Annotated in this window: 21 protein-coding genes and 1 pseudogene; 7 read left to right on the plus strand and 15 right to left on the minus strand. The window is 69.4% G+C overall.

The window, feature by feature from the left end; all coding sequences use genetic code 11:
* A pseudogene (locus HUA74_RS31450) lies at positions 1–2,133 on the plus strand (hypothetical protein); the annotation flags it as partial.
* A 100-nt stretch (positions 2,134–2,233) separates the two neighbouring features.
* Here the strand turns inward: HUA74_RS31450 and HUA74_RS31455 are convergent.
* Positions 2,234–2,854 carry a YceI family protein gene (locus tag HUA74_RS31455; RefSeq protein WP_141640726.1) on the minus strand — a complete coding sequence of 207 codons (621 nt, stop codon included), beginning with the start codon at positions 2,852–2,854 and terminating at the stop codon, positions 2,234–2,236.
* Between the two features lie 29 nt (positions 2,855–2,883).
* The gene (locus HUA74_RS31460) at positions 2,884–3,753 is read right to left on the minus strand and encodes a dioxygenase (protein ID WP_174457508.1); all 870 of its coding nucleotides are present in this window, start codon (positions 3,751–3,753) and stop codon (positions 2,884–2,886) included.
* Positions 3,754–3,896: 143 nt separating this feature from the next.
* On the opposite strand from HUA74_RS31460, the gene HUA74_RS31465 reads away from it, so the two are divergent.
* Positions 3,897–5,537, plus strand: a complete 1,641-nt coding sequence (locus tag HUA74_RS31465) for a sigma-54-dependent Fis family transcriptional regulator (protein ID WP_141640728.1) — start codon at positions 3,897–3,899, stop codon at positions 5,535–5,537.
* A gap of 18 nt (positions 5,538–5,555) precedes the next feature.
* Here the strand turns inward: HUA74_RS31465 and HUA74_RS31470 are convergent, their stop codons facing one another.
* The 7 genes from HUA74_RS31470 to HUA74_RS31500 form a co-directional block, all read right to left on the minus strand.
* Positions 5,556–6,296 carry a DUF1751 domain-containing protein gene (locus HUA74_RS31470; RefSeq protein ID WP_174457509.1) on the minus strand — a complete coding sequence of 247 codons (741 nt, stop codon included), beginning with the start codon at positions 6,294–6,296 and terminating at the stop codon, positions 5,556–5,558.
* A 142-nt stretch (positions 6,297–6,438) separates the two neighbouring features.
* Positions 6,439–6,639, minus strand: coding sequence for a hypothetical protein (locus tag HUA74_RS31475; RefSeq protein ID WP_141640730.1), 201 nt, complete (start codon positions 6,637–6,639; stop codon positions 6,439–6,441).
* Between the two features lie 219 nt (positions 6,640–6,858).
* Positions 6,859–7,074, minus strand: coding sequence for a hypothetical protein (locus HUA74_RS31480; RefSeq protein ID WP_141640758.1), 216 nt, complete (start codon positions 7,072–7,074; stop codon positions 6,859–6,861).
* A gap of 32 nt (positions 7,075–7,106) precedes the next feature.
* Positions 7,107–8,303, minus strand: coding sequence for an acetyl-CoA C-acetyltransferase (locus HUA74_RS31485; RefSeq protein ID WP_174457510.1), 1,197 nt, complete (start codon positions 8,301–8,303; stop codon positions 7,107–7,109).
* Between the two features lie 65 nt (positions 8,304–8,368).
* The gene (locus tag HUA74_RS31490) at positions 8,369–9,016 is read right to left on the minus strand and encodes a hypothetical protein (RefSeq protein WP_141640732.1); all 648 of its coding nucleotides are present in this window, start codon (positions 9,014–9,016) and stop codon (positions 8,369–8,371) included.
* An 87-nt stretch (positions 9,017–9,103) separates the two neighbouring features.
* Positions 9,104–9,760 carry a 2-hydroxychromene-2-carboxylate isomerase gene (locus tag HUA74_RS31495; protein ID WP_174457511.1) on the minus strand — a complete coding sequence of 219 codons (657 nt, stop codon included), beginning with the start codon at positions 9,758–9,760 and terminating at the stop codon, positions 9,104–9,106.
* Between the two features lie 477 nt (positions 9,761–10,237).
* Positions 10,238–13,816 carry a protein kinase gene (locus HUA74_RS31500; protein ID WP_217443616.1) on the minus strand — a complete coding sequence of 1,193 codons (3,579 nt, stop codon included), beginning with the start codon at positions 13,814–13,816 and terminating at the stop codon, positions 10,238–10,240.
* A gap of 677 nt (positions 13,817–14,493) precedes the next feature.
* On the opposite strand from HUA74_RS31500, the gene HUA74_RS31505 reads away from it, so the two are divergent.
* Entirely contained in the window at positions 14,494–14,907 is a 414-nt protein-coding gene (locus HUA74_RS31505; protein ID WP_174457512.1) for a response regulator, read from the plus strand.
* A 6-nt stretch (positions 14,908–14,913) separates the two neighbouring features.
* Here the strand turns inward: HUA74_RS31505 and uraH are convergent, their stop codons facing one another.
* Genes uraH through HUA74_RS31530 form a run of 5 tightly spaced genes read right to left on the minus strand, consistent with a single transcriptional unit; the run spans position 14,914 to position 19,614 of the window.
* Positions 14,914–15,258 (minus strand): hydroxyisourate hydrolase, encoded by a 345-nt coding sequence (gene uraH, locus HUA74_RS31510; RefSeq protein WP_174457513.1) that lies wholly within the window; start codon positions 15,256–15,258, stop codon positions 14,914–14,916.
* Positions 15,255–15,764 carry a 2-oxo-4-hydroxy-4-carboxy-5-ureidoimidazoline decarboxylase gene (gene uraD / locus HUA74_RS31515; protein ID WP_174457514.1) on the minus strand — a complete coding sequence of 170 codons (510 nt, stop codon included), beginning with the start codon at positions 15,762–15,764 and terminating at the stop codon, positions 15,255–15,257. The genes uraH and uraD overlap by 4 nt, the downstream gene beginning before the upstream one ends.
* On the minus strand, positions 15,761–16,783 hold the full coding sequence (alc, locus tag HUA74_RS31520; RefSeq protein WP_174457515.1) for an allantoicase: 1,023 nt from the start codon (positions 16,781–16,783) through the stop codon (positions 15,761–15,763). The genes uraD and alc overlap by 4 nt, the downstream gene beginning before the upstream one ends.
* A gap of 21 nt (positions 16,784–16,804) precedes the next feature.
* Complete coding sequence (allB, locus tag HUA74_RS31525; RefSeq protein ID WP_174457516.1) at positions 16,805–18,172, minus strand: allantoinase AllB; 1,368 nt, start codon at positions 18,170–18,172, stop codon at positions 16,805–16,807.
* Positions 18,169–19,614, minus strand: coding sequence for an FAD-dependent oxidoreductase (locus HUA74_RS31530; RefSeq protein ID WP_174457517.1), 1,446 nt, complete (start codon positions 19,612–19,614; stop codon positions 18,169–18,171). The genes allB and HUA74_RS31530 overlap by 4 nt, the downstream gene beginning before the upstream one ends.
* Positions 19,615–19,829: 215 nt before the next feature.
* Here HUA74_RS31530 and pruA point away from each other — a divergent pair, with 215 nt between their 5' ends.
* The 3 genes from pruA (at position 19,830) to HUA74_RS31545 (ending at position 24,066) form a co-directional block, all read left to right on the plus strand.
* A complete protein-coding gene (pruA, locus tag HUA74_RS31535) occupies positions 19,830–21,485 on the plus strand; it encodes an L-glutamate gamma-semialdehyde dehydrogenase (RefSeq protein WP_141640760.1) in 1,656 nt (551 codons plus the stop codon).
* Positions 21,486–21,491: 6 nt separating this feature from the next.
* Positions 21,492–22,340, plus strand: a complete 849-nt coding sequence (locus HUA74_RS31540) for an aldose epimerase (protein ID WP_141640740.1) — start codon at positions 21,492–21,494, stop codon at positions 22,338–22,340.
* A gap of 541 nt (positions 22,341–22,881) precedes the next feature.
* Positions 22,882–24,066, plus strand: coding sequence for a DUF1444 domain-containing protein (locus tag HUA74_RS31545; protein ID WP_174457518.1), 1,185 nt, complete (start codon positions 22,882–22,884; stop codon positions 24,064–24,066).
* A 12-nt stretch (positions 24,067–24,078) separates the two neighbouring features.
* On the opposite strand, the gene HUA74_RS31550 is transcribed toward HUA74_RS31545, so the two are convergent.
* Positions 24,079–25,014 carry a LysR family transcriptional regulator gene (locus HUA74_RS31550; RefSeq protein ID WP_174457519.1) on the minus strand — a complete coding sequence of 312 codons (936 nt, stop codon included), beginning with the start codon at positions 25,012–25,014 and terminating at the stop codon, positions 24,079–24,081.
* A gap of 82 nt (positions 25,015–25,096) precedes the next feature.
* On the opposite strand from HUA74_RS31550, the gene HUA74_RS31555 reads away from it, so the two are divergent.
* Positions 25,097–26,332, plus strand: coding sequence for an acyl-CoA dehydrogenase family protein (locus HUA74_RS31555; RefSeq protein ID WP_141640742.1), 1,236 nt, complete (start codon positions 25,097–25,099; stop codon positions 26,330–26,332).

Consider the following 26,332-nt stretch of genomic DNA (forward strand, 5'->3'; position numbering starts at 1 on the left):
AAACTCCCCGCCGACGCCGTCCAGGCCGAGTGGGCAACCACGGACGCAACCGGCACGCCCGCTCAGCAGCCCGAGTGGGCCACAACGGAAGAACTCCCCGCCGACGCCGTCCAGGCCGAGTGGGCCACCTCTCCTGGCGAAGCCACCCCTGCTCAGCCTGAGTGGGCCGCGACGGAGGAACTCCCCGCCGACGCCGTCCAGACCGAGTGGGCCGCAGCCACCGGCGACGCAGCGGTTACCACCGCGCAGCCCGAGTGGGCCGCCACGACGGAAGAGATTGCGCCCGAAGCGGTGCAGACCGAGTGGACCACATCCACGGGCGAAGCACCCACCGCCACCGCGCAGCCCGAGTGGGCCGCCACGGAAGAACTCCCCGCCGACGCGGTCCAGGCCGAATGGTCCGCGTCCACGGGTGACACCGCCACCGCCACCGCGCAGCCTGAATGGGCCGCGATGGAGGAGCTTGCCCCCGACGCTGTTCAAGCAGAGTGGGCCGCGGAGTCCACCGGTGAGCCGGTTGCCACGGCCCAGCCTGAGTGGGCGGCCACGACCGAAGAGCTCGCACCCGACGCCGTCCAGGCCGAATGGGCCACGACGGAGACTCCGGGAGAGCACGCCGCCTCGACGGAAGCACAAGCCGAGTGGGCCGCGACGGAGGAACTCCCCGCCGACGCCGTCCAGACCGACTGGTCTGCATCCACGAGCGAGGTAGCCACCGCCACCGCTCAGTCTGAGTGGGCCACCACGGAAGAACTCCCCGCCGACGCGGTCCAGGCTGAGTGGGCCACCACGGACGCAGCCGGCACTCCCGCGTCGCAGTCCGAGTGGGCCACCACGGAAGAACTCCCCGCCGACGCGGTCCAGACGGACTGGTCCGCCACCACGGGCGACGCAGCCACCGCCACCGCTCAGCCCGAGTGGGCCACCCCAGAGGAACTCCCCTCCGACGCAGTCCAGTCCGAGTGGTCTGGAACCCCGGAGGAAGTGGCCCCCGCGCAGGCCGGGTGGGCCGCGCCCGGCACGCAACCCTCGTCCGCCTGGAACACGGCCGAAGCCGCTCCCGTCGAACTCCAACCCGAGTGGGTCTCAGCGGAGCCCGAGCCCACCGCCGAGTGGTCCGAGCAGCAGCCCGTCCCCCAGTCCGAGTGGAGCGGCTCTCCCGACTCCGCCACTCCGACCTCGACGTGGAGCAGTGAGCCCACAGCCCACGAAGGCCACTACGCCGAGGCCACCGCCCAACAGACCGAGTGGAGCAACGCGTCCGTCGACGTGGAGCCCATGGTCGAGCTGTCCTCCGAGGACGCGCTCCCCACCGAGCAGGTCCAAACCGAAGACGCCTCCTGGTCCGAGGAGTCCCCTCCCCCGGCCACCACGCCTTGGCAGGCCCAGGAAGCGCATCCGTTCGGCGCCCCGGTGAACGACTTCTCCTCCACCGAGTCCGGCCTCGACACGCCGCCCGCGCCCCTCGAAGAGGAGGAGGTCCCCGTCGAACTCGAGCAGGACCTCGCCGAAATCGAACTGGTGGAAGAGGCCGTCGAGCCTCCCGAGGCCACGCCTCCACTCGCCGCCACCGCCGTGGCCGCGGCGGCGCTGAGCTCCGCGCTCAGAAGCCCCGCACCGGCCCAGCCGAATCCCTACACGGCCAGCCCGCTCCCCACCGCGCGGGCCTCCGCGTCCCTGGCCGAGCGCACGCAGACACTCGCCGCCTCACGGGAGCCGCTCTTCGCGGTCACCCCGCCGATGCACACCGAGCCCATCACCTCGTTCATCGAAGGTGAGCATCGCGTCATCATCCACACCGTCGAAGGACAGGTGAAGCGCGGCACCATCCGCGACGCGGACCTGCTCGACGAGGTCATCTCCCTGGAGCAGCAGAGCGGCTACGCGCCGGAGCAGATTCCCGGCAAGCGCGTGAAGGCCATCTTCTTCATGCTCGCCGCGGGCGCGCGTCAGCCCCAGGCCGAGGGCCAGAAGATTCGCGTCACCTTCAACGACGGACGCCAGGTCGCCGGCTTCTCGCAGGACTTCAAGGGAACGACGCCCGGCTTCTTCGTCGTCCCCGCGGACCAGCGCACCAACACCGCCCGCATCTTCATCTACCGCTCCAGCGTGCAGGCCGTCGCCGAGGGCTGAGCGCCACACGGCAGGCACGCGGCACACCCTGAAACGACAGAGGGGCCCCCACCACCGTGGGAGCCCCTCTTTCATTCAGCGTCGATGAACGAAGCGACGACTACTTCTTCGCCGGGGCAGGAGCCGCGGCGTCCGCCTTCTTCGTCAGAGCCAGGTCCAGGTTCACGGTGACTTCCTCACCGACCGCCACGCCGCCCGTCTCCAGCGCCTGGTTGTAGGTCAGGCCGAAGTCCTTGCGGTTCAGCTTCGTGGTGGCCTCCACGCCCGTGCGGGTGTTGCCCCAGGGGTCCTTCGACTCCTTCGTCGGGCCCGTGACGTCCAGGACGACGGGCTTGGTGACGCCGTGCATGGTCAGGTTGCCGGTGACCTTCAGCTTGCCCTCGCCCGCCTTCTCCACCTTCGTGGACTTGAAGGTGATGGTCGGGAACTTCGCCGTGTCAAAGAAGTCCGGCGCCTTCAGGTGCTCATCGCGCTTGGCGTTGTTCGTGTTGATGGTCGTCGCGTCGATGGTGGCCTCGACGGTGGACTTGGTGATGTCCTTGTCGTCCAGGTTGATGGTGCCCTTCACGTTGCCGAAGGAGCCCTTCACGTTCGTCACCATCATGTGCTTCACGGAGAACTCGGCGCCGGAGTGGGCCGTGTCAACGTCCCACGTGGAAGCCAGGGCGAGGGACGGCAGGGCCACCAGCAGGGCAATCGCGCTCTTCAGGGTCGTCTTCATAGGGGTGTGCTCCTCGATGAACTACGGGTTCAGGCGCGCAGCGCGAAGCTGCGCATGGACAAGGTTCCGTGATGGAAGCCCTCGAAAACTGAAGTGAGACGGTCTTCGGGGAGGGCCGCTCCGAGGACGAAGTACAGCGGCAACAAATGCTCGGCTCTCGGATGCGCGAGCTTCGCATTCGGTGCATCCAACCATGACTGGAGGCCCACGAAATCCCGCGCCTCCAGCTTCTGCGCCACCCAGGTGTCGAAGGACTGCGCCCACGGCTCCGGGGACGCATCCTTCTGATGGAAATTCACACGGCGCAGGTTGTGGACGATGCCACCACTTCCCATCAACAGCACGCCTTCGGCGCGCAGCGGCCGCAAGGCCTCGCCCATCTTCGCCACGTCCGCCGCGCTCGCGCCCAGCGGCATCGACACCTGCACCACCGGCAACGTTGCCTGTGGAAACGTATGAAGCAGCGGTACCCACGCACCGTGGTCCAGGCCGCGCTCCGTATCCGCGACGGCCTTCAGCCCCGCCGCGCCCAATCGGGCCACCACGTCGGAGGCCACGTCCGGTGCGCCCGGCGCCGCGTACCGCAGCCGGTACAGCGCCTCCGGAAAGCCGGAGAAGTCATAGACGAGCGGAGGCTTCGCGCTCGCGGTGACGCGCACCTCGCCCGGCGTCTCCCAGTGCGCGGACACCACGACGACGGCCCGCGCCGTCGCCACGCCGTCGCCAAAGGTCTTCAGCGCGCGCGGATACGCATCCGCGTCCAGCGCCACCATGGGCGAGCCGTGCGACACGAAGAGCGCGGCAGCCCGTCCGCCCTTCGAGCCAGCGCCCAGGACGCCCGCCACGCCGGCCGCCGCCGCGCCCTGCAAGACCTCCCGCCTGTCCAGTCCGTCTCCCATGATGGGGGCCTTCTACTGCAACCCCAGGACCAGGGCCCAGCTCATTCCAACCCCTTGAAATAACGACTTCTCAACATCCTTGCGTGCGCGGAGCCTCTCAAAACGATAGAGAGAGACATCACTTTGGAAGGGAGCGGGACACCGTGGCGGGGCCATTCGACGCGTTGGAGCTGGGGGAGCTGCTGTCCTTCGAGCCAGGGGGCGGACTCATCCACTTCGCGGGGCAGCGGGTGCTCCTCATGGACCCGGTGGCGCTGGGGCTGTTGCGCAAGGAGCTGGTGGAGCTGATGGGGGTGACGGCCGCGCGCGGCATCTTCACGCGGCTGGGCTACGCGCACGGCTGGCGCACCGCGGAGGCGATGAAGGGCGCGGTGCCGTGGAAGGACGAGTCGCTGTGGCGCCGCGCGGGCGGACGGCTGCACACGCTGCAAGGGCAGGTGCGGGTGGAGCGCGTGGAGCGCAAGCCCGAGGAGGGCCCGGAGCCCTTCGCCGAGGCGCAGTGGCGCGACTCGTATGAAGCCGAGCAGCACCTGCTGCACCTGGGCCGCGCGGACCACCCGGTGTGCTGGAGCCTCACCGGCTTCGCGTCCGGCTACATGAGCTACGTCAACGGGCGGGAAATCTACTGCACGGAGGTGCGCTGCGTGGGCCAGGGGGACGCGGCGTGCCACATCGTCGGCCGTCCTTCCGAGGAGTGGAGCACCGAGTGCAAGGAGGTGCTGCGCTTCTATGAAACGCAGTGCATGGAGGGCGTGCTGGGCCAGGTGACGGACGCGCTGAAGCAGGCCGAGCGCAAGCTGCGCGCGAAGCGGCAGTCGCTGGCGCGCGCGGGCGTGACGGAGGACCCGGCGGGCATGGTGGCGCGCGCGGAGGCCATGCTGCGCGTCATCAACCTGGGGCGCCGCGCGGCGAAGGTGGACTCCACGGTGCTCGTCACCGGAGAGAGCGGCGTGGGCAAGGAGCGCATCGCCCGCCTCATCCACGACGAGTCCACGCGCGCGCACAAGGCCTTCATCGCCGTCAACTGCGCGGCCGTCACGGAGAGCCTGCTGGAGAGCGAGCTGTTCGGCCATGCGCGCGGCGCCTTCACCGGCGCGACGAACGACAGGCCCGGACTCTTCGAGGCCGCGCACGGCGGCACCCTCTTCCTGGACGAGGTGGGCGAGGTGCCGGCCTCCATGCAGGCCAAGCTTTTGCGCGCGCTCCAGGAGAAGGAAGTCCGGCGCGTGGGCGAGAACACCAGCCGCAAGGTGGACGTGCGCGTGGTGGCCGCCACCAACCGCGACTTGAGCGAGGAGGTGCGCACGGGCCGCTTCCGCCAGGACCTCTACTACCGCCTGCGCGTCATCGAGCTGCGCATCCCTCCGCTGCGTGAGCGGCGCGAGGACATCCTGCCCCTGGCCCGGCTGCTGCTCGCCGAGGCCGCGGAGCGCCTGGGCCGCAAGGTGTCCGGACTCGCGCCCGACGCGGCGGACCAGCTCCTGCGCTACGACTGGCCGGGCAACGTGCGCGAGCTGGGCAACGCGCTGGAGCGCGCGGTGGCCCTGTGCGAGGGCAGCCGCGTGGAGCGCGATGACCTGCCCGAGGAAGTGCGCGCCGCGCCGCCCAGCCTCATCCCCGCCGGCAACCCGCGCCGGCTCGAGGACATGGAGAAGGACTACATCCTCGCGGTGCTGGCGCAGAACGCGGGCAACCGGGCGCGCACCGCCGAGCAGCTCGACATCGGCGTGGCCACGCTCTACCGGAAGCTCAAGCAGTACGGCCACCCGGAGGCGGCCCACTGAGGCACGGCACGACGGGGGTCAGTTGAGGAACTGATCCCGGTCCGGCCGGTCCTTGTCCTTGGGCACCACGTTCAGGTGCTTGGACCTGCCTCGCAGCTGACGCTGCAGGCGCCAGTGCTGGAAGTGCAGCATGAACCGCTTGGGGCTGGCGCCGCGCACGTAGGCGAACACCAGCACCATCGCGATGACGTGCGGCAGCTGGCTGGCCAGGCCCGCCGTGAGGATGCGCAGCACGACGAAGCCCGCGCCAATGCCGGCGAACGCGTTGCCCGACAGCGGGATGCCCCAGAAGTTCGTCTGCCCCCGGCCCATCGACAGGCCGTAGGCGACCCAGAGCACCGTGCCCATCACCCAGCCACCCTGGTACCCCATGGGCAGCGGCATGAAGAGGCCCACCACGCCGAGCACGTAGCCCGCGAGCGCCGTGCAGCCCACCGCCACCATGAGCAGCCGCTTCGAGCCCCAGGAGCTCTCCAGCGAGCCGCCGATGCTCCACAGCAGCAACGCTCCGAAGAGGATGCTGATGGGCTCGCTCTCGATGAAGCCGTAGGTGAGCGGCTGCCAGAGGAAGAGGTTGCCGAAGACGGTGTTGGGCGACAGCAGCAGCAACAGGCCCTGCGTGGACCCCTGGTAGCGCAGCAGGAGGTACAGGACGGACCCCGCGACCAACCCCACCGCCAGCTTGGACGACATGGACTCCAGACCGGGCAGGCCCCAGCCTCCGCCACCCCTGCCGCCGAAGCTGCGCATCGGTCGCATTCAATCCTCCACTACGGGCTCAACAGCCGACCAAAGGTGGTGGAACCCTCTCCGCTTCGCAACCCCAAACGACGAAGGGCGCCCCACCCGGTCCCGGGAGAGCGCCCTCGCACATCGACTCCGCGCGTTGCTGGCCGACGAGTCAGGCCTTCGCGCGGTAGAAAATCGTGATGGTCAGACAGTGGAACTCCTTGTCCGAGGACTGGGTCACCACCTTGTCCACCACGTCGACGTTGTTCAAATTCTCCTTGAGCCACTTGGTGATGTTCTCACCCATGTTCTCGCGATCACGCGCGAGCGTGGTGGAGAACACCTTGACTCCCGTGAAGCTCGTAACGCCCATTCCGACCCTCGTCTCAAGTCTCAAGCTGAGATTCTGGACGTTTACCCCGAGACGATTCCGCTATCAAGAAACGGGCCCGATTTACCGGCCTCGGGCGAATCCGGGCCACCCAGGCCCGGCCCCACGTCCAGGGGCACATCTCCCACAGTCGCGCAGCCGACACCGGCGCTTTGCGGGCCAGGAGCCTCGCGCGTCCACTGACGCGAGGCCCCAGGAAATTCACCGCCCCGCGGCGGCCCTGCGGCTCTGGCAGGAGACCTCGTCCTTGCAGGCCGGGCCAATGCCTTCCGGGTGGGCGGTGAGCGGCGTCTTGTCGCTCTCCTCCACGCCGCACACCACGCACTTGCGCTTGCGGTTGCGGCGCTCCGCGCGGCGCTGCTCGGCGATGGCCTTGGCCCGCTCACGGGCCGTCTTCGCGTCCACCTCGTTGCTCATCTCGCGTCCCGGTTGGAAGTCGTGTGCAGGCATCAGAGCGCCTCGACCAGCACCGCGATGCCCTGGCCGCCGCCAATGCAGGCGGAGCCGATACCATAGCGTCCACCACGGCGCTTGAGCTCATAGACGAGCGTGGTGGTGATGCGCGCGCCAGAAGCGCCCAGCGGGTGCCCCACGGCGATGGCGCCGCCATTGACGTTGGTCTGCTCGCGCGGCAGGCCCAGCTCCTTCTCCACCGCCAGGTACTGCGGCGCGAAGGCCTCGTTCACCTCGAACAGGTCCACGTCGGCGAGCTTCGCCTGCGCGCGCTCCAGCAACTGGCGGATGGCGGGCGCGGGACCGATACCCATCACCTTGGGGTCACACCCGGACACGCCCCAGTTCACCAGCCGGGCGATGGGCTTCAGGCCATGCTTCTCCACGAAGCTCCGCGTGGCCATCACCATGCTGCCCGCGCCGTCGCAGATGCCGCTGGCGGCGCCCGCGTGCACCACGCCGTCCTTCTTGAAGACCTTGGGCAGCTTGCGCAGCCCCTCCACCGTCGTCTCCGGACGGTTGTGCTCGTCCCTGGCGAAGACGGTGTCGCCCTTCTTGCCCTTGAGCGTCACGGGCGCGATTTCGTCCTGGAAGCGGCCCGCCTCCTGCGCGGCGGCGAAGCGCTTCTGGGTGAGCACCGCGTACTCGTCCACCTGCTCCTGCGTGAGCGAGTAGTCCATCGCGAGCTGCTCGGCCGTCATGGCCATGGGCTGGCCGGTGTAGCTGTCCGTCAGCGCCGTCCAGAGCATGTCCTCCAGGTTGCCCTTGCCCAGGGGCAGGCCCCAGCGCGCGCCCCGGATGACGTGGGGCGCCTGGCTCATGGACTCGGTGCCACCGGCGAGCACGCAGCTCGCCTGCTCGGTGAGCATCAGCTCCGCGGCGGTGGTGAAGGCCTGGAAGCCGGAGCCACACAGCCGGTTGACGCCCAGCGCGGGCACGGCGATGGGAACGCCCGTGCGCAGGCCCACGTGGCGGGGCAGATAGATGGCATCCGCGCTCGTCTGCACCACGTTGCCGTACACGACGTGCTGCACGAGCTCCGGGGACACCTTCGCCTGGGCGAAGGCGGCCTTCGCCGATTCCACGGCGAGGTCGGTGGCGCTGAGGTCCTTCAGGCTGCCGCCATAGGTCCCGAACGGGGTGCGCTTGCCGGAAAGAAAGAAGATTTCCTCGGTCTTGGACACGCTCTTCATGGTGCTCGTCTACCTACTCTCAAGGGGCGCGCGGTGCACGCGCGCAGTGACGGGGTGGCGGGGATTCAGGACGCGCGCCGCCCCAGGAAGGCGCTGGCGACGATGGCAAGCGCCATCACCGTCCACAACAGCCCTTGCAGGTTCTGCCGACGTATCTCCTTCCGGCCGAGCCCGCGGTACCAGGAACGCCCGGCCTCCACCCGACCTTCCCAGGAGAAGTCCCCGGCGGGCGTGACGCCCTCCATGCGGCGCAGGTGGGCGCGCAGCAGGCGCTCGGGCGAAGCGTCCGCCAGTGAACCGCTCCGGTACACCCCGGGGACGTCCAGGGCGGGGCGGCGATAACCGGCGGTGATGACGAAGCCTTCCGGCGCCAGGGGGGTGAGGAAGTAGAGCCGGGGCTCGCCATCCGGGGTCTGGTAGATGGTGGCGAAGACCCGCTCGACGGGGTGTGCCCAGTCGTAGGAGAGCGTGGCCTTCCGCAGGCGGGGCTTCTCCTCGTGACTGCCGAGCGCCACGAAGCCCAGGCCCTGGAGCTGGATGGCCAGTTGGGCCAGCTCCAAGGGGATGTCCATCTGGTCGGCCGGGGCCTCCGGCTCCACGCGGACGCTGTGGGGGAACAGGAAGAGGATGGCGCGCCAGAAGTTGAGCGCCAGCAGGACGATGGCGAGCACGAGGCCAGCGACGACGATGCCCAGCTCGGCGAGAACGTTCATGCGGTGAGCACCTGGGAACGTGGCGGGCGACCAACGGCCCATCCACCCGGGGCACCCTAGCGGAAACCGGCGCTCCCAGGGCCCCCTTCAGCGTCGGGACGCGGTGGCCGGCAAATCCTTCCACCGGGCCAGGTCCACCGACGCCAGCGGGTCCTCGCCCCGGAGGAAGCGCTCCAGGTGGCCCAGCGAGTCCACGCCGAAGAACAGCTCCCCGTCCGCGAAGATGGTGGGCACGCCGAACGCACCCGCGGCGATGGCCTCGTCCGTGTTCCGGCGCACACGGTCCTTGATGTCCTGCCGCTGGGCGGCGGCGAGCAGCGTGGGGGCGTCCAGCCCGGCGGCCTGGATGGCCACGGCCACCTGCTCGGGCGACTCGGCGCCCTTCCCTCCGCCCCAGACCTCCGCGTAGAGGGCGGACACCAGGCGGCCGCGCGCCTCCAGGTCGTCCACCGCGGCCGTCACGCGCAGGGGGAGCAGCGGGACGAAGGGGTGCGTGGGGGGTGGACCGAAGGGTACGCCCAGCTCGTGAGCGATGCGGAAGGTGTGCTTGAAGACGTAGCCACGCTTGGCGGGAACCTCGGCCGGGCCGATGTTGCCGGTGGCGTTGAGGACGGCGGCGAGCAGCACCGGCACGGGCTCCACCACGCGACCATGGCGGGCGGCGAGCGCGGGCATGCGCGTCCACGCGAGATAGGCGTAGGGAGACAGATAGTCGAAACAGAAGCGCAGGGGTGCGAGGGCCATGAGCGGAACTCTAACGCCCTCGCGCACCGCGTTCTCGGGGGAGGCTGGCGGAAAGAGCGACTTCTCAAGTGCGCCTCGGGGTCCCCGAACACCTCACACATGGGGGAGGGCTCACGCACCAACGCGGGAGGTCCCTCAGGCGCACTGTGTCGCCTCCGCGCTGAAGCGCGCTCGAAGGCGACGTCGCCTCGACCCGCGCTCAGGGCGCTCTGCCGGGACTCCGCGCTCCGCTGGAGCGCCCCTCGCAGCGACGTCGCCTCGACCCGCGTTCAGGCGCTCTGCCGGGACTCCGCGCTCCGCTGGAGCGCCCCTCGCAGCGACGTCGCCTCGACCCGCGCTCAGGGCGCTCTGCCGGGACTCCGCGCTCCGCTGGAGCGCACCTCGCAGCGACGTCGCCTCGACCCACGTTCAGGCGCTCTGCCGGGACTCCGCGCTCCGCTGGAGCGCACCTCGCAGCGACGTCGCCTCGACCCGCGTTCAGGCGCTCTGCCGGGACTCCGCGCTCCGCTGGAGCGCACCTCGCAGCGACGTCGCCTGCGCGAGCAGGTTGGACGCCCGCGCCTCCGTGAAGGCCGATTCCGCCGCCTCCAGTTCCACCACGGCCGCGTCCGCGGACACCGCACGCTCCGCGAGCGCCAGATGCACGAGCCCCACCTGCAGCACGTTGCCCGTCAGCTCCGCCAGCGCCAGCGCGCGACGCAGGTGCGTAAACCCTTCCTCGCCCGGCAGCAGCACGGCCATCGCGCGCCGCGCCAGCACTTCATCCCAGGGATTCGCCAGCACCGGGTCCACCGCGCGGGAGAGCGCCGTCTGTGCCGCCTCGCGCGCGGCCTCCAGGTTCCCCTGCTCCCGCTCGAAGCGGGACTGGTAGACGCGCAGCAGCGTCTCCATCCGGATGCCGCCCTCGCGCGCGGAGACCAGGGCCCGGGGCAACGACTGACGCACCGCCGCCGCGTCCTCGAAGAGCACGTCCCGACACGCCTGATACGTCTGCACGTGGCACTGCAACCACCGGTCCTCCGGGAGCACCCGCGCCAGCGACTCCGCGCGCGCCACCACGGCGGCCACATGCTCGTGCTCGCCGCGCTCCAGGTAGTAGGGCGGCGTGAAGATGGCCAGGTTGCGCTCCATCAACCGGGGGTTGCCCAGCCTGCGCACCAGGTCCGTCTTCTCGGTGAAGGCCGGGACGAAGGCCGCGCCGTCTCCCGTGAACGCCGCGCGAGTCACCACGGAGAACAGGTGGAACGCGCGCACGTCGGTGAAGCCGTGGGCCTCCGCCACCGCGTAGCCGTCCCGCGTCGCCTGGGCGTCCAGCGGTTCGCCGCGCAACGCGAGGTTCATGTTCATCATGTAGCCGCCCATGCCCAGCGCCCACGCCAGGCGCCTCGGCAGCCGGCCCATCACCTCGCGCATCCCCCGCAGCCGGGCGAGCTGCTCGAACTGCGCCTCCACCACGCCCGCCGAGCGCCCCGTGTACGCGCTGAGCACCGCCGGAGCCAGCAACGCGCCCGCCCGGTACGGCGACACCTCGGGCTGCTCCGCCCGCACGCGCTCCAGCAGCACGTCCAGGTCCTTCGTGCGCCCGACGATGGCCAGCGCCATGGCCTGGAGGATGCGCAGCTCCGCCTGCTTCCAGAAGATGTCCTCGGGCGACGACTGCGCGTCCGCCGCGCGCTCGCGGAACAACTCACGCAGTCGCGCGGGCCTTTCGTCCTCCGGCGCCGCGCACGCCGCGTCCAGTTGCGCCAGCGCGAGCCTGCGGCCCTCCACCAGGTCCACCGTCGCCGCCCAGTGCGCGAAGAGCTTTTCCGAGAAGGCCAGGGAGCTGGGCGGGTCGCTCGCGTAGCCCACTTCCACCAGCGTCACCCAGATGCGCAACAGCAGCCGGTCGCGTCCAGGGAAGTCCGGCGCGGCCTCCAGCAGCGTGGACGCCTCCTTCAACAACAGCGTCGCCTCCAGCAGCGCCTGCGCCTCCATGGCCGCGCGGCCCGCGTCCAGCAACGGGCCAATGGCCAGCTCCGGCTCCGACGAGCGCAGGTAGTGCCAGCCCACCGTGCGGGACAGGTCCGGCCGCTGCGAGTAGAGCGTCTGGAGCGCCAGCGCCACCCGCGCATGCGCGGCCCGCCGCTCCTCGTCCTGGGTGCTGTCGTAGATGGCCTGGTGCACGGTGTCGTGCGTGAAGACGTACCGGCCCTCTTCCTCCTGGAGGAACTGCCGCTCGACGATGCCGTCCAGGACGGCGAACAGCTCCGACTCCGGCAGCTCCGCCAGCGCCCGCACCATGGGCAGCTCCAGGCTCCGTCCCGCCGGAGCCAATCTGCGCAAGAGCGACACCTGCTCCACGGGCGCGGACGACAACCGCTCCAGCACCACGGCCTGGATGCTCTCGGGCAGGGGCCGGGTGTCCAGCCCCGCCTCCGCCGTCCACCGGCCGCCCACGCGCGTCAGCGCGCCCTCCTCCACCAGCGCGCGCAGACACTCGGTGGCGAAGAAGGCGTTGCCCCCCGTCGTCTCGTGCAGCCGCGCGACGAAGCCCTCGGGGACCTGCAGGCCCGGCAGCGCCAGGCCCACCAGCGTGCCCACGTGCTCGGCGGCCAGCGGCTCCAGGTCCATGCGCCAGGTGAGCTTCTCGTCCACCGTCTGGAACGCCAGGCTCAGCCGGCTCAGCTCTCCCGAACGGAACGTGCCCACCACCATGCCGCGCGTGCCCTGCAGCGCGCGAATCAGCACGTTGAGCACCTCCAGCGAGGCGGTGTCCGCCCAGTGGAGGTCCTCGAAGCACAGCACGAACGTCATCCGCTTGCCGAGCGCCTGGACCCACTCGGCCAGCGCGCCGAAGAACCCCAGCTTCTCCTCGCCGGGCACCTGCGCCACGCCCGCGGACTCCGCCGATGACAGCGAGGGCAACAGCCGAGACAGGCGCGGGGACAGCCGCTCCATCACCTCCGTCGGCGTGTGTGGCATCAGCGCGCGCAGCGCCTGGGCAATCGGCGTCAGCGGCGCCTGCCCCTCCGCGCGACACTGTCCCCGGCCGAAGGGCAGCTCCGCGAGCTTCGCCTGCAACTCGAACTCCTGGAGCAGCCGCGTCTTGCCCACACCCGCGGGCGCGCCCAGGAGCACCGCGCGCGACTGTCCCCAGTCCGCCTCCGCGAGCCCGTTCATCAGCGCCTCCAGCTCCGCCGCGCGCCCGACGACCTCCGGCACGTGCAGGTAGCTGGAGCGCGCCGACAGGGGCTCCTCCGGCATCGGCTCACCGCTGGCGTGGCAGAGCGCCTCCATCAGCTCGCTCGCGTCCTGGAAGCGCTCGCGCGGGTCCTTCGCCAGTAACAGCAGGATGATTTCCTCCAGCTGCGGGTCCACCGGGCACAGCGTGGAGGGACGGGGCGGCGGCCGCGTCAGGTGGTCCGCCAGCAGCGCCGCCGGGGTGTTGCGCTTGAAGGGCAGCCTGCGCGTCACCAGGTAGTACGCCATGACGCCCAGCGAGTAGAGGTCCGCGCGCCCGTCGATGCTCGCGCCGCGCTGCCACTCTGGGGCCAGGTACTCGAGCGTGCCCTTGAGCTTGCCGGGGCTCGGGGTGCCCAACTGGTGCATCACCCCGAAGTCCATCAGCTTCACCGCGCCGGAGCGGGTGATGCGCACGTTGCTCGCCTTGATGTCGCAGTGCACGTACAGGCGCGAGTGGATGAACGCGAGCACCTGCGCCATCTGCAGCAGGACCCGGTACAGCGTGCGCGTGTCCAGCGGCGCCTCGCGCGCCAGCGTGCTCAGGTCCTGCCCGTCCACCACCTCCATCGTGATGAAGCGGTTGCCGGCCTCCGTCATGCCCCAGTCGAACACCTTCAGCGTGCCCGGGTGCTGGAGCTTCTTCATCGCGAAGAACTCGTGCCGGAACATCAGCACCAGCTCCTCCGTCTTCCCCGCCGTCAGCCCCGCGGGGACCTGCATCTCCTTGAGCGCCACCCTGCGCTTCTCGTGCAGGTCCTCCGCCAGCCAGATGCGGCCCATGCCGCCTTCACCGAGCAGTCCCTCCACCCGGTAGCGCCCCGTCACCACCATCCCCACTTCGAGCGAGCGGCGCGCTCCGGCCGCGTCTCCTGGCAGGGTGACGGGCGTGCGGATGCGGTCCCCCCAGGAGCTCGGAGGAGGGCTGCGCTCGTCAAGGACGGTTGTCTTCTCTTCGTCGCTCACGAAGGCGGGACCGGAAGGTCGGCAGAATCCAGAAGTCGATGGAATATCACGTTTCCATGTATCGGACACACTCCGTTGGAACGGAGGAAACCCCCTTTCCTCCGCCGTCCGAACCAGGCCGCCTGATATTCGCCAACACGAGTCCAGCGCACCGTCAGTTCCGCGCGCCCGTCGGACAGGCGACACCCACACGACGCGCGGGCATGAAGCATGGTGGCCACGCATCCAATCCCCGCGCCCTCCGGGCTACCTGCGGGAACACGTGCGCGTGGAGCGGGGCGATGCGTGCACGTCCGAGCAGGTCCCCGCGCGCGTGCGGCGACCAGGCTCAGACCTGGAGGCATCTCGACGTGGCCTGGTGAAGCTCCGCCACCCGGGGAGTTGCCCTCGACGCACCGCTCCGGGAGCACCTGTCGGCATCCACCTTGTACCTGGGTCTGGGGGTGAGGGAGGACCCCTTGCTACGGCGGGCGCCGAGCGGTGATGCTCCACCCGAGGCCGTCTCCCACGGGGCCCGATACCATCACCGGAGGAGCCCGAGCATCGTGAAGCCCAAGGTCCTCATCGTCGAAAACTCCTGGACGATGCGCGAGACGCTGCGCCTCCTGCTGTCCGGCGACTTCGACTGCGCCGTGGCGGCCAATGGCGAGGCCGGGCTGGCGTTGGCGTTGAGCCAGCCGCCCGACCTGCTCCTCTCGGATGTGAACATGGAAGGCATGGACGGCTACGAGCTGTGCCGCCGCTGCCGTCAGGAGCCCACGCTCCAGCACATCCCCGTCGTCTTCGTCAGTGGCTACGCGCCCCGCTCGGACAGCGACCCGAGCCTGCCCGTGCCCGACGCGTATCTCGTCAAGCCCGTGAAGCCGGCGCTGCTCATCGCCGAAATCCACGCCCTGCTGCGGCGCGGAAGCAGCCCCGTCCAGGCCGCTGCCTCCGCGCAGGCCGCCAACAAGGCCTGACGCCCCTCAGCTCCCCCGGTACGTGGAGTAGCCGAAGGGGCTGAGCAGCAAGGGCACGTGGTAGTGCTCGTCGGGCGCGGCCAGCTCGAACACCACCGACACCGACGGGTAGAACCCCTTCACGCCAAGCAAGCGGAAGTACGTCCCGGTGTCGAACGACATCCGGTAGACGCCGGGCTCGACGCGCGCGCCGGCGGGCAGGAAGTCGCGCACGCGGCCATCGTCATTCGTGACGCCGCGAGCCAGCTCCTTCCACTCACCGGAGGACACCTGGACTTCCAGGGCAATGGGAACACCAGCGGCCGGACGGCCGCGGTGCGTGTCGAGGACATGGGTGGAAAGTGTGCTCATGACGCCAGCAGCTTCTCCAATCGGATGCGGGTGATTTTCGCCTGCTCGCCAGCGGCGATGCGCAGCTCCTCGTCCGGAGGATTGCCCAGGCGCGCGCGCAAAAGCCCCAGCATCTCCTCCGCGCTCTTGCCCGTCGCGCAGACCAGGAAGATGAAGCCGAAGCGCTCCTCGTAGGCCTTGTTCCCGTCGGCCAGGCCCTGAATCACCGCCTCGGCGGCGCCGTTCACCCCGCCCTGCTCCTGCGAGGACCAGGTGGCGGTGGACGCGAACTTCGCGCGCAGCGAGGACACATCCCCGATGCGCGGGTGGTGCTTGAAGGCCTCCTGCCAGTCGTCGGGCCCCGTCTGCTCCCACAACCACCCGGCCTCCGACAACACGTGCTCCACGTCACGGAAGGGCCGCGCGCGCACCATGGCCTCCACCCAGCGCGAGGAGCCACAGCAGCGCAAGAGCTCCTCCCTGGCCGCCTCGGGGGCCAGCGTGTTGAGCCGGTGCAGCGCGCTCATGCCGGCCGCCCGTGGACGCGCAGCCGGCTGACACCACCGTCGGGGAAGATTTTCAGCCGCACGTGGGTGAAGGGCCCCTTCGCCTTCAGCTCGGACTCGAAGTCATGCCGGTGGTCCGCCTGCAGCTTCGTGCGCGGCAGCAGCTCCGTCCAGACGAGGTCATGCGCGTTGGCGAAGTCCACCACCGGCTCGCGCAGAGTGATGCCCTCCAGGGACGCGCTCTCCGGGAAGTTGCCCTTGTAGTGCGCGGTGTCCACCTCCACGCGCTCCACGGAGCCGGGCACGGCCAGCTTCACCACAATCCAGTCGAAGCCCGGCAGCAGGCGCTTGCGGCGCGTCTCCCAGCCCTCGCCCATGTTCGCCGCGCGACCCGGCAGGATGAGGTTGTCCTTCGGCCCGAAGAAGGCGTCGTTGCACGCGGACACCGTGCCGCCGTTCTCCGCCGCCGCCAGGTCCACCGCGCCATTCGCATGCGTCAGCCGCGTCAGGTCCGGCCGCACCTCGCCATGGACGCGAAAACGCGCCACGCCGCCGTCCGGGTAGATGTTGAGGCGCAGGTGCGTCCAGCGCTGCTCGCTCAGGATGGGGAAGAGGTTGCGCGAGCCGCCCTGCAGCCGGAGCTGCGGAAGGATGCGCGTCCACTTCGCGTCCACCAGCGACTGCGCGGAGGGCGAGCCTTCGACCTCCAGCGCGTCCACGGAGGCGTACCCGGGGAAGTTGCCCACGAAGTGGTTGGTGTCGACGTCCACGCCACGCAGCACGCCGGGCAGGCCGAGCTGGAGGATGCACCAGTCGTGGCCGGGCACGCGCTTGCGGCGCGACTCCCAGCCGTCCATCCACTTGCCCTGCTCGGTGTACTTGTCGGGGATGAAGACGCCCCGGCCGGGCTTGAGCAGGTTCTCCTTGCCGGCGAAGAACTCGTCACTGGCCAGCAGGGCCTTGCCGCCAACCTTCTCCGCGGCCAAATCGATGAGCTCGGTGAAGCCGACGCGCAGCTTCCCCTCTTCCGGTGCATGCATGGTGTGTACTCTCCAGAGGCTTCAAGCGGCGATGCGCGCCGAGGACGGGCGACGCACCCAGGTTCCACTCGGGCGGGGGAACGGCTGCCCACGCTCGTAGATTTTCGTCCCGCGCAGGAACGTCGTCTCCACCACGCCCGAGAGCGTGCGGCCCGCGTACGGCGTCAGGGGATGACGGTGCTGGAGCCGCGTGGGCTCCACGATGAAGGTGGCCTCGGGGTCGAACACCAGCAGGTCCGCGTCCGCGCCGGGCGCGAGCGTCCCCTTCGTGCCGTGCAGTCCCACCAGCCGGGCCGGGGCTTCACACATCCAGCGCGCCAACGTCTCCAGGCCATGTCCGCGCTTGCGCGCCTCCGTCCACACGGCCGACAGGCTGAGCTGGAGCGACGCGATTCCGCCCCACGCCGCGCTGAAGTCGCCACGCTCCAGGAGCTTCAGCGCCGGCGTGCAGGGCGAGTGGTCCGACACGACCAGCTCGATGTCGCCCCGCGCCAGCCCGGCCCAGAGCCGCTCGCGGTTCTCAGCCTCGCGGATGGGTGGCGCGCACTTGAAGTGCGTCGCCCCGTCTTCGATTTCCTCGGCGGTGAAGCTGAGGTAGTGCGGACACGTCTCCACCGAGACATCCAGACCCTCCCGGCGCGCGTCCGCCAGCAACGGCAGAGCATCCGCCGACGACAGATGGACGATGTGGACCCGGCAGCGGTGCTGACGCGCCAGCTCCACCATCATCCGGATGGCATCCTGCTCCCAGCGTCGAGGCCGGGACTCCAGATAGGCGCGGTACGTGCGAGGGCCCCCCGCGTCCGCCTCCGCCAGCGGAGACTCCAGCTCGGCGTGGACGATGAGCGGAATGCCGCGCCGCGCGAGAATCGGCATCGCCACGTCGAGCACCGCGCGGTCCGCCGGGGGAAACTCGTCCACGCCGGAGGGACACAGGAAACACTTGAAGCCCGCGACCCCCGCGTCGATGAGCGCCTCCAACTCGTTCGCGTTGCCCGGAATCACGCCGCCCCAGAAGCCGTGGTCCACCTGACTGGACTCACGCGCCGCGCTCGCCTTGAGCTTCAGCGCCTCCAGCGTGGTGGTGGGCGGCAGCGAGTTGAGCGGCATGTCCACGACGGTGGTGATGCCTCCGGCCGCCGCCGCGCGCGTGGCCGTCGCGAAGCCTTCCCACTCCGTGCGGCCGGGCTCGTTGATGTGCGCGTGGCAGTCCACCACGCCGGGCATCACCACGTGATTGCCCACGTCCGTCACCGTCAGGGCGCCGAGGGCCTCTCCCGGCCCCGCTACCTTCTCCACCCGACCATCCTTCACCACCACCACGGCCTCGCGCATTCCTCCCGCCGCGAGGACGCGACGGCTGCGCAGCCCGAACTCACCACTGCTCATGGTTCGAATTCCTTCTCGTCGAAGCACTCCAGGGCGCTGAAGAACGCGTCCCGGTCATCCACGTAGAGCTGCCGCGTCACGCCCGCCGTCAGTCGAGGCAGGCTGTACTTCATGCCAGAGATGCTCGCGCCACCGAAGCCCAGCGAGAGCAGACACCCGAAGGTGTAGTTGAAGATGGACGCCAGATGCGGCGCGCGGCCCGGGTGCTTCTCCTGCAACTCGAAGCCGGGCCCCAGGTACGGATGACGCAGCAGGTCCGTGTGCGCCTGGCCCGAGGGCGGCGTGAAGCGGTCCTTCCAGAGCGCGATGTCCTGGTGCAGGTTCGCCAGCTCCGGCCGCAGCGAGAGGTCCGTCACGGTGCCGCTGCCGACGATGAGCTTGTCGAAGGTGTAGTGCCCCCGCGGCGTGGTGACGCGGACCTGTCCGTCCACTTCCTCGGCGCCCACCCACGGGCTCTCCGCGTGCAGGTGGAACTGGGGATACGCGCGGGCGCGGCGGTACGTGTCGGCGGGAGGCAGTTGCCCCATCTCGAAGATGCGGTGGATGAAGCGCCACTTGTCCGCGTCCGGCAGGTCCGCGTGGTGCTTGAGGAAACCGACGAACTCCGCCCAGCGATACGGGTTGACGGTGGGCAGCGTCTTGCGCCGGTAGAAGAGGTGCACCTCGCCCGCGCCGTGCTCCAGCGCGACGGAGGCGTTGTCGAACGCGGAGGCCCCCGCGCCGAGCACGCCCAGCTTGCGCCCCCGGAGCGCCTCGAAGTCGATGTCCTCGCGCGTCTGCGCGTACAACTCGCGCGGCAGCCCCGCCACCACCGCCGGGACTTCCCAGCGTCCCGAGCCGTCGATGCCCGTGGCCAGCACGATTTTTCGCGCAGGGAGGACCTCGACCTGCCCGGTGCGCAGGTCCTCCAGCGGCACCTGGAAGCAGTCGTCCTCCGCGCTCCACGTCAGCGCACCCGCGCGCGAGCGGCAGCGCACGGGGATGCCCAGCGTGCGCCGATACCACCCGAGGAAGTCCGCCCACAGCTCCTTGGGGATGCGCTCCAGGGAGGTCCAGGCGGCCTCGCCGTACTGGGCCTCGAACCAGGACTGGAAGCAGAGGTTGGGGAGGTTGTGGTCGGGGCCGGTGAGGTGCTTGGGCGTGCGCAGCGTGTGCATGCGCGCGAAGGTCTTCCACGGCCCGGCGAGGTCCTGCTCTCCGTCATCGACGACGAGCAGGTTCGTCACCTTCTCGCGCATCAACCCGAAGGCGGCGGTGAGGCCGCTCTGCCCTCCCCCGATGATGAGGACATCCAGCACGGCCTTGCCGGCGCGGGTGCGGCGAGGGAGCACCCAGGAGCGCCGGGGATACTCCAACCGCTCGAGGTCCTTCCGGAGCGCCTCTTCCAGGGCGACGAGGCCAGGAACAGGCGGCATCACGGGGCTCGGGGGCGGGATGCGCATGCCCCATCGTAACCGCGCGCTGTGTCGCGCGGTCAATGTGCCCCCCTCGCGCGGTATGAGCCGCCAGGCGGGGTGGTGGGAAATACCCGGCCTGCCTGGGGGTTGACAGCGGGTGTCCGGGCGCTGACGACGGCCCGCTTCCACGCTTCCCCGGTGGAGCGGGTTGGTTAATGCTCGCCCGCCCTTTTTCTTCGCCCCGTCCCGAGGTCTTCCGCGTGATCAACGCCATCCCCCGCGTCCCGGCTCCCCGAAACGAGCCCATCCTGCCCTACGCGCCCGGTGCGCCCGAGCGCCGTGAACTCCAGGCCACGCTCAAGCGCATGGCCGGTGAGCAGATTGACATCCCGCTGCTCATCGGCGGCAAGCAGGTGCGCAGCGGCAAGACGGACACCGTCCGCATGCCGCACCGGCACTCGCACGTGCTGGCCACGCTGCACGAGGCGGACGCCAGCCACGTGGAGCAGGCCATCCAGGCCGCCCTGGCCGTGAAGGAGGACTGGGCGCGCATGTCGTTCACCTCGCGCGCCGCCATCTTCCTGCGCGCCGCGGAGCTGCTCGCCACGCGCTACCGCCCGCTCATCAACGCGTCCACCATGCTGGGTCAGTCCAAGACGGCCCACCAGGCGGAGATCGACGCGGCGTGCGAGGCCATCGACTTCCTGCGCTACAACGTCCACTTCGCCGAGCAGATTCTCGCCATCCAGCCGGAGTCCTCGCCGCAGACGTGGAACATGCTGGACTACCGTCCGCTGGACGGCTTCGTGTTCGCGGTGGCGCCGTTCAACTTCACGTCCATCGCGATGAACCTCTGCACCGCGCCGGCCATCATGGGCAACGTGGTGCTGTTCAAGCCGTCCTCCACGGCCGCGCTGAGCGCCTGGTACTTCATGGAGCTGCTGCGCGAGGCGGGCCTGCCCGACGGCGTCATCAACATGCTCAACGGCGACGGCCCCACCGTGGGAAACCCGACGCTGGCGAGCCCCCACCTGGGCGGCATCCACTTCACCGGCTCCACGCCGACGTTCAACTCCATGTGGAAGACGGTGGGAGAGAACATCGGCAGGTACAAGCAGTACCCGCGACTGGTGGGAGAGACGGGCGGCAAGGACTTCATCGTGGCGCACGCGTCGGCGGCGGACGATGTGGACGCGCTCGCGGTGGCCATCGTCCGGGGCGGCTTCGAGTACCAGGGGCAGAAGTGCTCGGCGGCCAGCCGCGTCTACGTCCCCGAGTCCCTGTGGCCCAAGCTCAAGTCCCGCCTCCAGGGGCTCATCGGCGACATCCGCATGGGCGACGTGACGGACTTCCGCAACTTCATGGGCGCCGTCATCGACGAGAAGTCCTTCAAGAAGGTCTCCTCGTACATCGACCTGGCGAAGCAGGACGGCGAGGCGAGCATCGTCGCGGGTGGCGAGGCGGACCGGAAGGAAGGCTGGTTCGTCAAGCCCACGCTGGTGCAGCTCACCAACCCGCGTCACCGCATCCTGCGCGAGGAAATCTTCGCGCCGCTGGTCGGCGTGTATGTGTATCCCGACGCGAAGTACGTGGAGACGCTGCGCGAGGTGGACCAGAGCGCGACGTACGCGCTGACGGGCGCCATCTTCGGCCGTGACAGGAAGGCCATCGACACGGCGATGAGCGAGCTGCGCCACGCCGCGGGCAACATCTACATCAACGACAAGCCCACGGGCGCGGTGGTGGGCCAGCAGCCCTTCGGCGGCTCGCGCGCGTCGGGCACCAACGACAAGGCGGGCTCACTGCTCAACCTCATCCGGTGGACCAGCCCTCGCACGGTGAAGGAGAACTTCGCGCCGCCCGTGAAGGTGCCGTATCCCTTCATGGACAGCGACCCCCACGATGGGGGTATCTAGGCTCGTATGAGCCGAGTGTTCCCCGGCATCGCCGGGTTGGAGACGTACGCGTTGGTGGACGGTGGGTGCCGCGTGGAGGTGATTCCTTCACGCGGGGCCCTCGTCTCGAGGATGACGGTGGACGGCGACGAGGTGCTCTACCTCGACGAGGCCACCGTGGCGGACCCGGCGAAGAACGTGCGCGGTGGCATCCCCGTGCTGTTCCCCATCGCCGGGCCCCTTCCGGGTGACACGTACCCGGCGGACCGCAAGTCCTTCACGATGTCGCAGCACGGCTTCGCGCGCAGGCTGCCGTGGACCGTGCGCCAGGCGGAGGACTCGCTGCTGGTGCTGGGGCTGTCCTCCACCGAGGAGACGCTGCGCCAGTTCCCGTGGGCCTTCGACGCGCAGCTCACCTTCTCCCTGGTGGGCACGCGGCTCACGTTGGACTTCGACGTGGAGAACCGCGACACGCGTCCCCTGCCCCTGCACCTGGGCTTCCATCCGTACTTCCGGGTGCCGGACGCGGCGAAGGCCGTGGCCACGGTGGACACGGACGCGACACACGCGTGGGACAACCGGAACAAGCGCGAGGTGCCCTTCACCGGGTTCGACCTGACGCTGGACGAGGTGGACCTGCACCTGAGGGACCACTCGGGCCCGGGGACGATTCTGGGACGTGGACCGGGCTTGAGGCCCGTGCACCTGTCGTGGAGCCCGGAGTTCAAGATGCTGGTGGTGTGGACCCTGCGCGGCAAGGACTTCGTCTGCGTGGAGCCATGGACGGCTGCTGCTGGAGCCCTGGCCACCGGTGAGGGCCTGCTGCACGTGGAGCCCGGTGAGCGCGCGTCACTCGCGTTCGACATCGAGGCGTGACCTCGGGTGCTCACGGTAGTGGCATCAGCCGAGCGGCGAACTCGCGCATGGCTGAGGCCACTGCCGGTGAGCGTCAAGGTAGTTGTCGCGTGAGAGAGTTCAGCCGATGCGCTTCAGCTCCTGCATCGCAGGGGTGAGGTTCGGAGAGGGGCCGAGACGGACGGGGCCAGCTGGCGTCGGATGGAGGTCTGGGCACGGGCCCCTGCCACAAGCTCATCTCTCTCGTGACCGACCTGTCCGTGCTCGGGGAGCGATGCTCGAAGGCGGCTGTCGCCTATGCGGAGGTGGAGCTGGCCGGCTGTGCGCAGGTCGTGCTGGGGGAGTGGACGGGGGAGGTCTTCGAAATGAAGGAGGGTGATTGGGGTTGGTTCCGGAAGCTCCGCGGGATGAAGCTGCTCCCAGGCAGGTCCGACGATCACTGGTCGTCCGACCAGCCCCCATGACGGAGCCTGGCATCGACAGTGATTGGCTCCTGTGGCCGCGGATGGAGTCCGGTGCGCTATAACCCTCCGCCATGGAGTTCTTCAAAAGACTTCTGGGATTGGAGAAGAAAGCCTCCGCGACCTCGCGCACCCGTGAGGTGCTGCTGCTCGAGGTGGAGGCGGTGTTGTATTCCCTCCCCTATGTGCTCAGCGTCAAACGAGTGGTGGATGAGTTTGCCGTGGGGTTCCGGGTGAATGGATCCTCCACCCGGATGAACCTGGAGAGCCTCTTGCTGGCCACGCAAGACATGACGCCGGAAGAGCGCTCCCACCATGTCCGGCAGTTCTTCACCGCCCTCACGATGCCAGCGTCGCTCCCGGACTCCTGGGCGGACGTCCGGGAGAAGGTGATGCCCGTGGTTCGCCCGGCCTCTTTTGGTCCCAGGGCCTCGAGGGAGGTGGCCAACGCCCTGGTGGAGCGACGTCCCATCCCTTTCCTGCGGGTGCTGCTGGTGATGGAGCTGCCCAACTCCACCTCGCATATGTGGCATGAGCACCTGGCGAGGTGGGAGATCTCCGAGGAGGAGGCCTTCGCGGCCGCCTTCGCCAACCTCGCCCGTGTCGCTGACTCAGAAGATGACGTCTACGAATCCTCGCGGCTGCTGGACCCTGGCTTCCTCGCGTCTTGCGCTGGCAAGGTCAGCGGACGTCCCGTCATCAGCGTTCCCACACGCTCCAGATTCATCTTCACGGGTGGTCAGGATGAAGCCAGGGTCACCCAGTTGTGCGAGCAGGCGCAGTTGGAGTTCGAGTCCAACCCACACGCCATCTCACCCGCGCTCTACACCCTGGACAGCGCGGGCCGCGTGGCTCCCTATCTCCGCCGTGGCAATAATGAGCTCGCGCGACGCGTGCGCCACGGACACGCGTTGTTCGCGCTGAGGGAGTACGAACTCCAGAAGGAGAGCCTCCAGGCCTGGCATGAGGCGGAGGGCGTGGACACGCTCCTCTCCGACTTCACGCTCAACACCCGCAACACGGATGGGTATCCCCTCGCCTGGACGATGTGGATCAAGGACCAGGACATGCTGCTTCCCGAAGCGGACCTGGTGAGCATCGACGACGACGAGGGGGCCCCCTTCATCGTGTCCTTCCCCCTGGCGAGGCGCTTGGCGCCCGAGTGCTTTGAGCTGGTGCCGGACCTGTGGCCGACGCGCTATCGCACCGTCGCGTGGCCCGAACCCCGGGTCGTCGAACAACTGCGCGCCGCGACGGTCGACCTCGCGACGTTCGAAGCGGAGTAAGCCGTCATCCACTCACGCGCCACGCCTCGCGTCCATCAACACCTTCGCCAGGGATTGAAGCTCCGCTCGCAACCACTGACTGCGCGGTTCGCTGTCCTCGGAGCGGTGCCAGTACAGGTGTAGCTCCAGTCGGGGCAGCGCGAGCGGCATGGGCAACAGGTGGTTGTCGAGCTCCGCGTTGATCTCCTCCGCGCGGCGCCGGGGCATCGTCAACATCAAGTCTGAGCCGGACACGATGCGGCAGGCCGTCTCGTAGTGCCGGCAGCGCACCGTCACCTCGCGCTGGTATCCCAGACGGCTGAGCACCAGGTCCTCCACCGCCAACCCCGTGCGCCGCGAGGACACCGTGACATGTCGCGCGCCCATGTACGCCGCCACGTCCAATCGCCTGCGCTTGCGGCTCACCACGCAGAACGCGTCATGGGTAAAGGCCGTGTGCCGCAACTGAGCGCTGGTGGGTTGCTCCACGTCGATGGCCAGGTCCAACTTGCCGGAGGCGAGGTCTCGCTCCAGCCGCGTCCGCTCCAACCGAACACTGCTGATGCGTGCCTTGGGACTGTGCTCCCGGAGCCGAGCCACGAGCCGGGGGACGATGGACGGCTCCAGCATGTCGCTCATCGCCAGCGTGAAGGTACCCACGTCCCGAGTGGGCTCGAAGCCCCGGGTGTGATGCACCGCCTGCTGCAGCAGGGCCAGCGCTTCGCGAATCTCCGGGGCCAGCCGCTCCGCCAGCGGCGTGGGCGCCACCCCGCGTCCCTCGCGGACAAACAAGGGCGCCCCCAGTTGCTCGCGCAGACGGGTCAGCGCATGGCTCACCGCGGACTGGCTGAGGAACAGCACCTCCGCCGCGCGCGTCAGGTTGCGCTCCCGGTAGACGACGTCGAACACCCTGAAGAGGTTGAGGTCGGGGGCCCCCTGCCGTCGCGCTGAATCCTGAACTGGGCTCATGACGACACATGACCAACATTCAGTGGATTCAACAAGAGACGGGTGCCAAGGATGGCCTCCTCTCGTGAGAGGAGGCTGCACCGTGAACTTCGAGCCGAGCGCCAAGGCCAAGGACTACCTGGAGCGCGTGAAGCAGTTCATGCGCGAGCACATCGAGCCCGCCGAGGAGCGCTACTACCAGGAGGTCATGGAGGCCTCTCGTGGCGGTGACTGGAAGACCTGGCCTGTGTCCTCCGTCATGGAAGACCTCAAGGCTCGCGCCAAGGCCAAGGGACTCTGGAACCTCTTCCTCCCGGACGAGAAGCTGGCCCCGGGCCTCACCACGCTCGAATACGCCCCCATCGCCGAGGAGACCGGGCGCAGCCTGATGGCCCCCGAGGTCTTCAACTGCAATGCCCCCGACACCGGCAACATGGAGGTGCTGTGGAAGTACGGCACCCCCGCCCAGCAGGAGCGCTGGCTCAAGCCGCTGCTCGCGGGTGAAATCCGCTCGGTGTTCTGCATGACGGAGCCGGGCGTGGCCTCCTCGGACGCCACCAACATGGAGGCCACCGCCGTCGTCGAAGGCGACGAGGTCATCCTCAATGGCACCAAGTGGTGGTCCACCGGCCTGGGGCACCCCAACGCCAAGGTCACCATCTTCATGGCGCGCACGCCCGACGCCGGGGGCGACCGTCACCACCAGCACTCCATGGTGCTCGTGCCCCTGGACGCGCCGGGCGTCACCATCAAGCGCATGCTGCCCGTCTTCGGCGAGTACGACGCGCCCCACGGCCACGGCGAGGTGCGCTTCGACAACGTGCGCGTGCCGCTCTCCAACATCATCGGCGGTCCGGGCATGGGCTTCGAGATTGCCCAGGGCCGACTGGGCCCCGGCCGCATCCACCACTGCATGCGCTGCGTCGGCGCGGCGGAGCGGGCGCTCGAGTTGATGATTGACCGGGGCATGAACCGCACGGCCTTTGGCAAGCCCATCATGAACCTGGGCGGCAACCGCGAGCGCGTGGCCGAGGCCCGCATCGCCATCGACCAGGCCCGCCTGCTCACGCTCTATGCCGCGTGGAAGATGGACCAGGTGGGCCCCCTGGGCGCGATGACGGAGATTTCCGCCATCAAGGTCGTCGCCCCGAGCATGCTCCAGCACATCGTCGACGACGCCATCCAGATTCACGGCGGCGCGGGCGTGTCCAATGACACGGCGCTCGCGGGCTTCTTCGGACAGGCGCGCACGCTGCGGCTCGCGGACGGTCCGGACGAGGTGCACAAGGGCGTCATCGCCCGAATCGAACTGGCCAAGCGCGGCTTCTCCAGGAAGTGA

It is taken from the genome of Myxococcus sp. CA051A, assembly GCF_013336705.1.
GTDB classification, from domain to species: domain Bacteria; phylum Myxococcota; class Myxococcia; order Myxococcales; family Myxococcaceae; genus Myxococcus; species Myxococcus llanfairpwllgwyngyllgogerychwyrndrobwllllantysiliogogogochensis.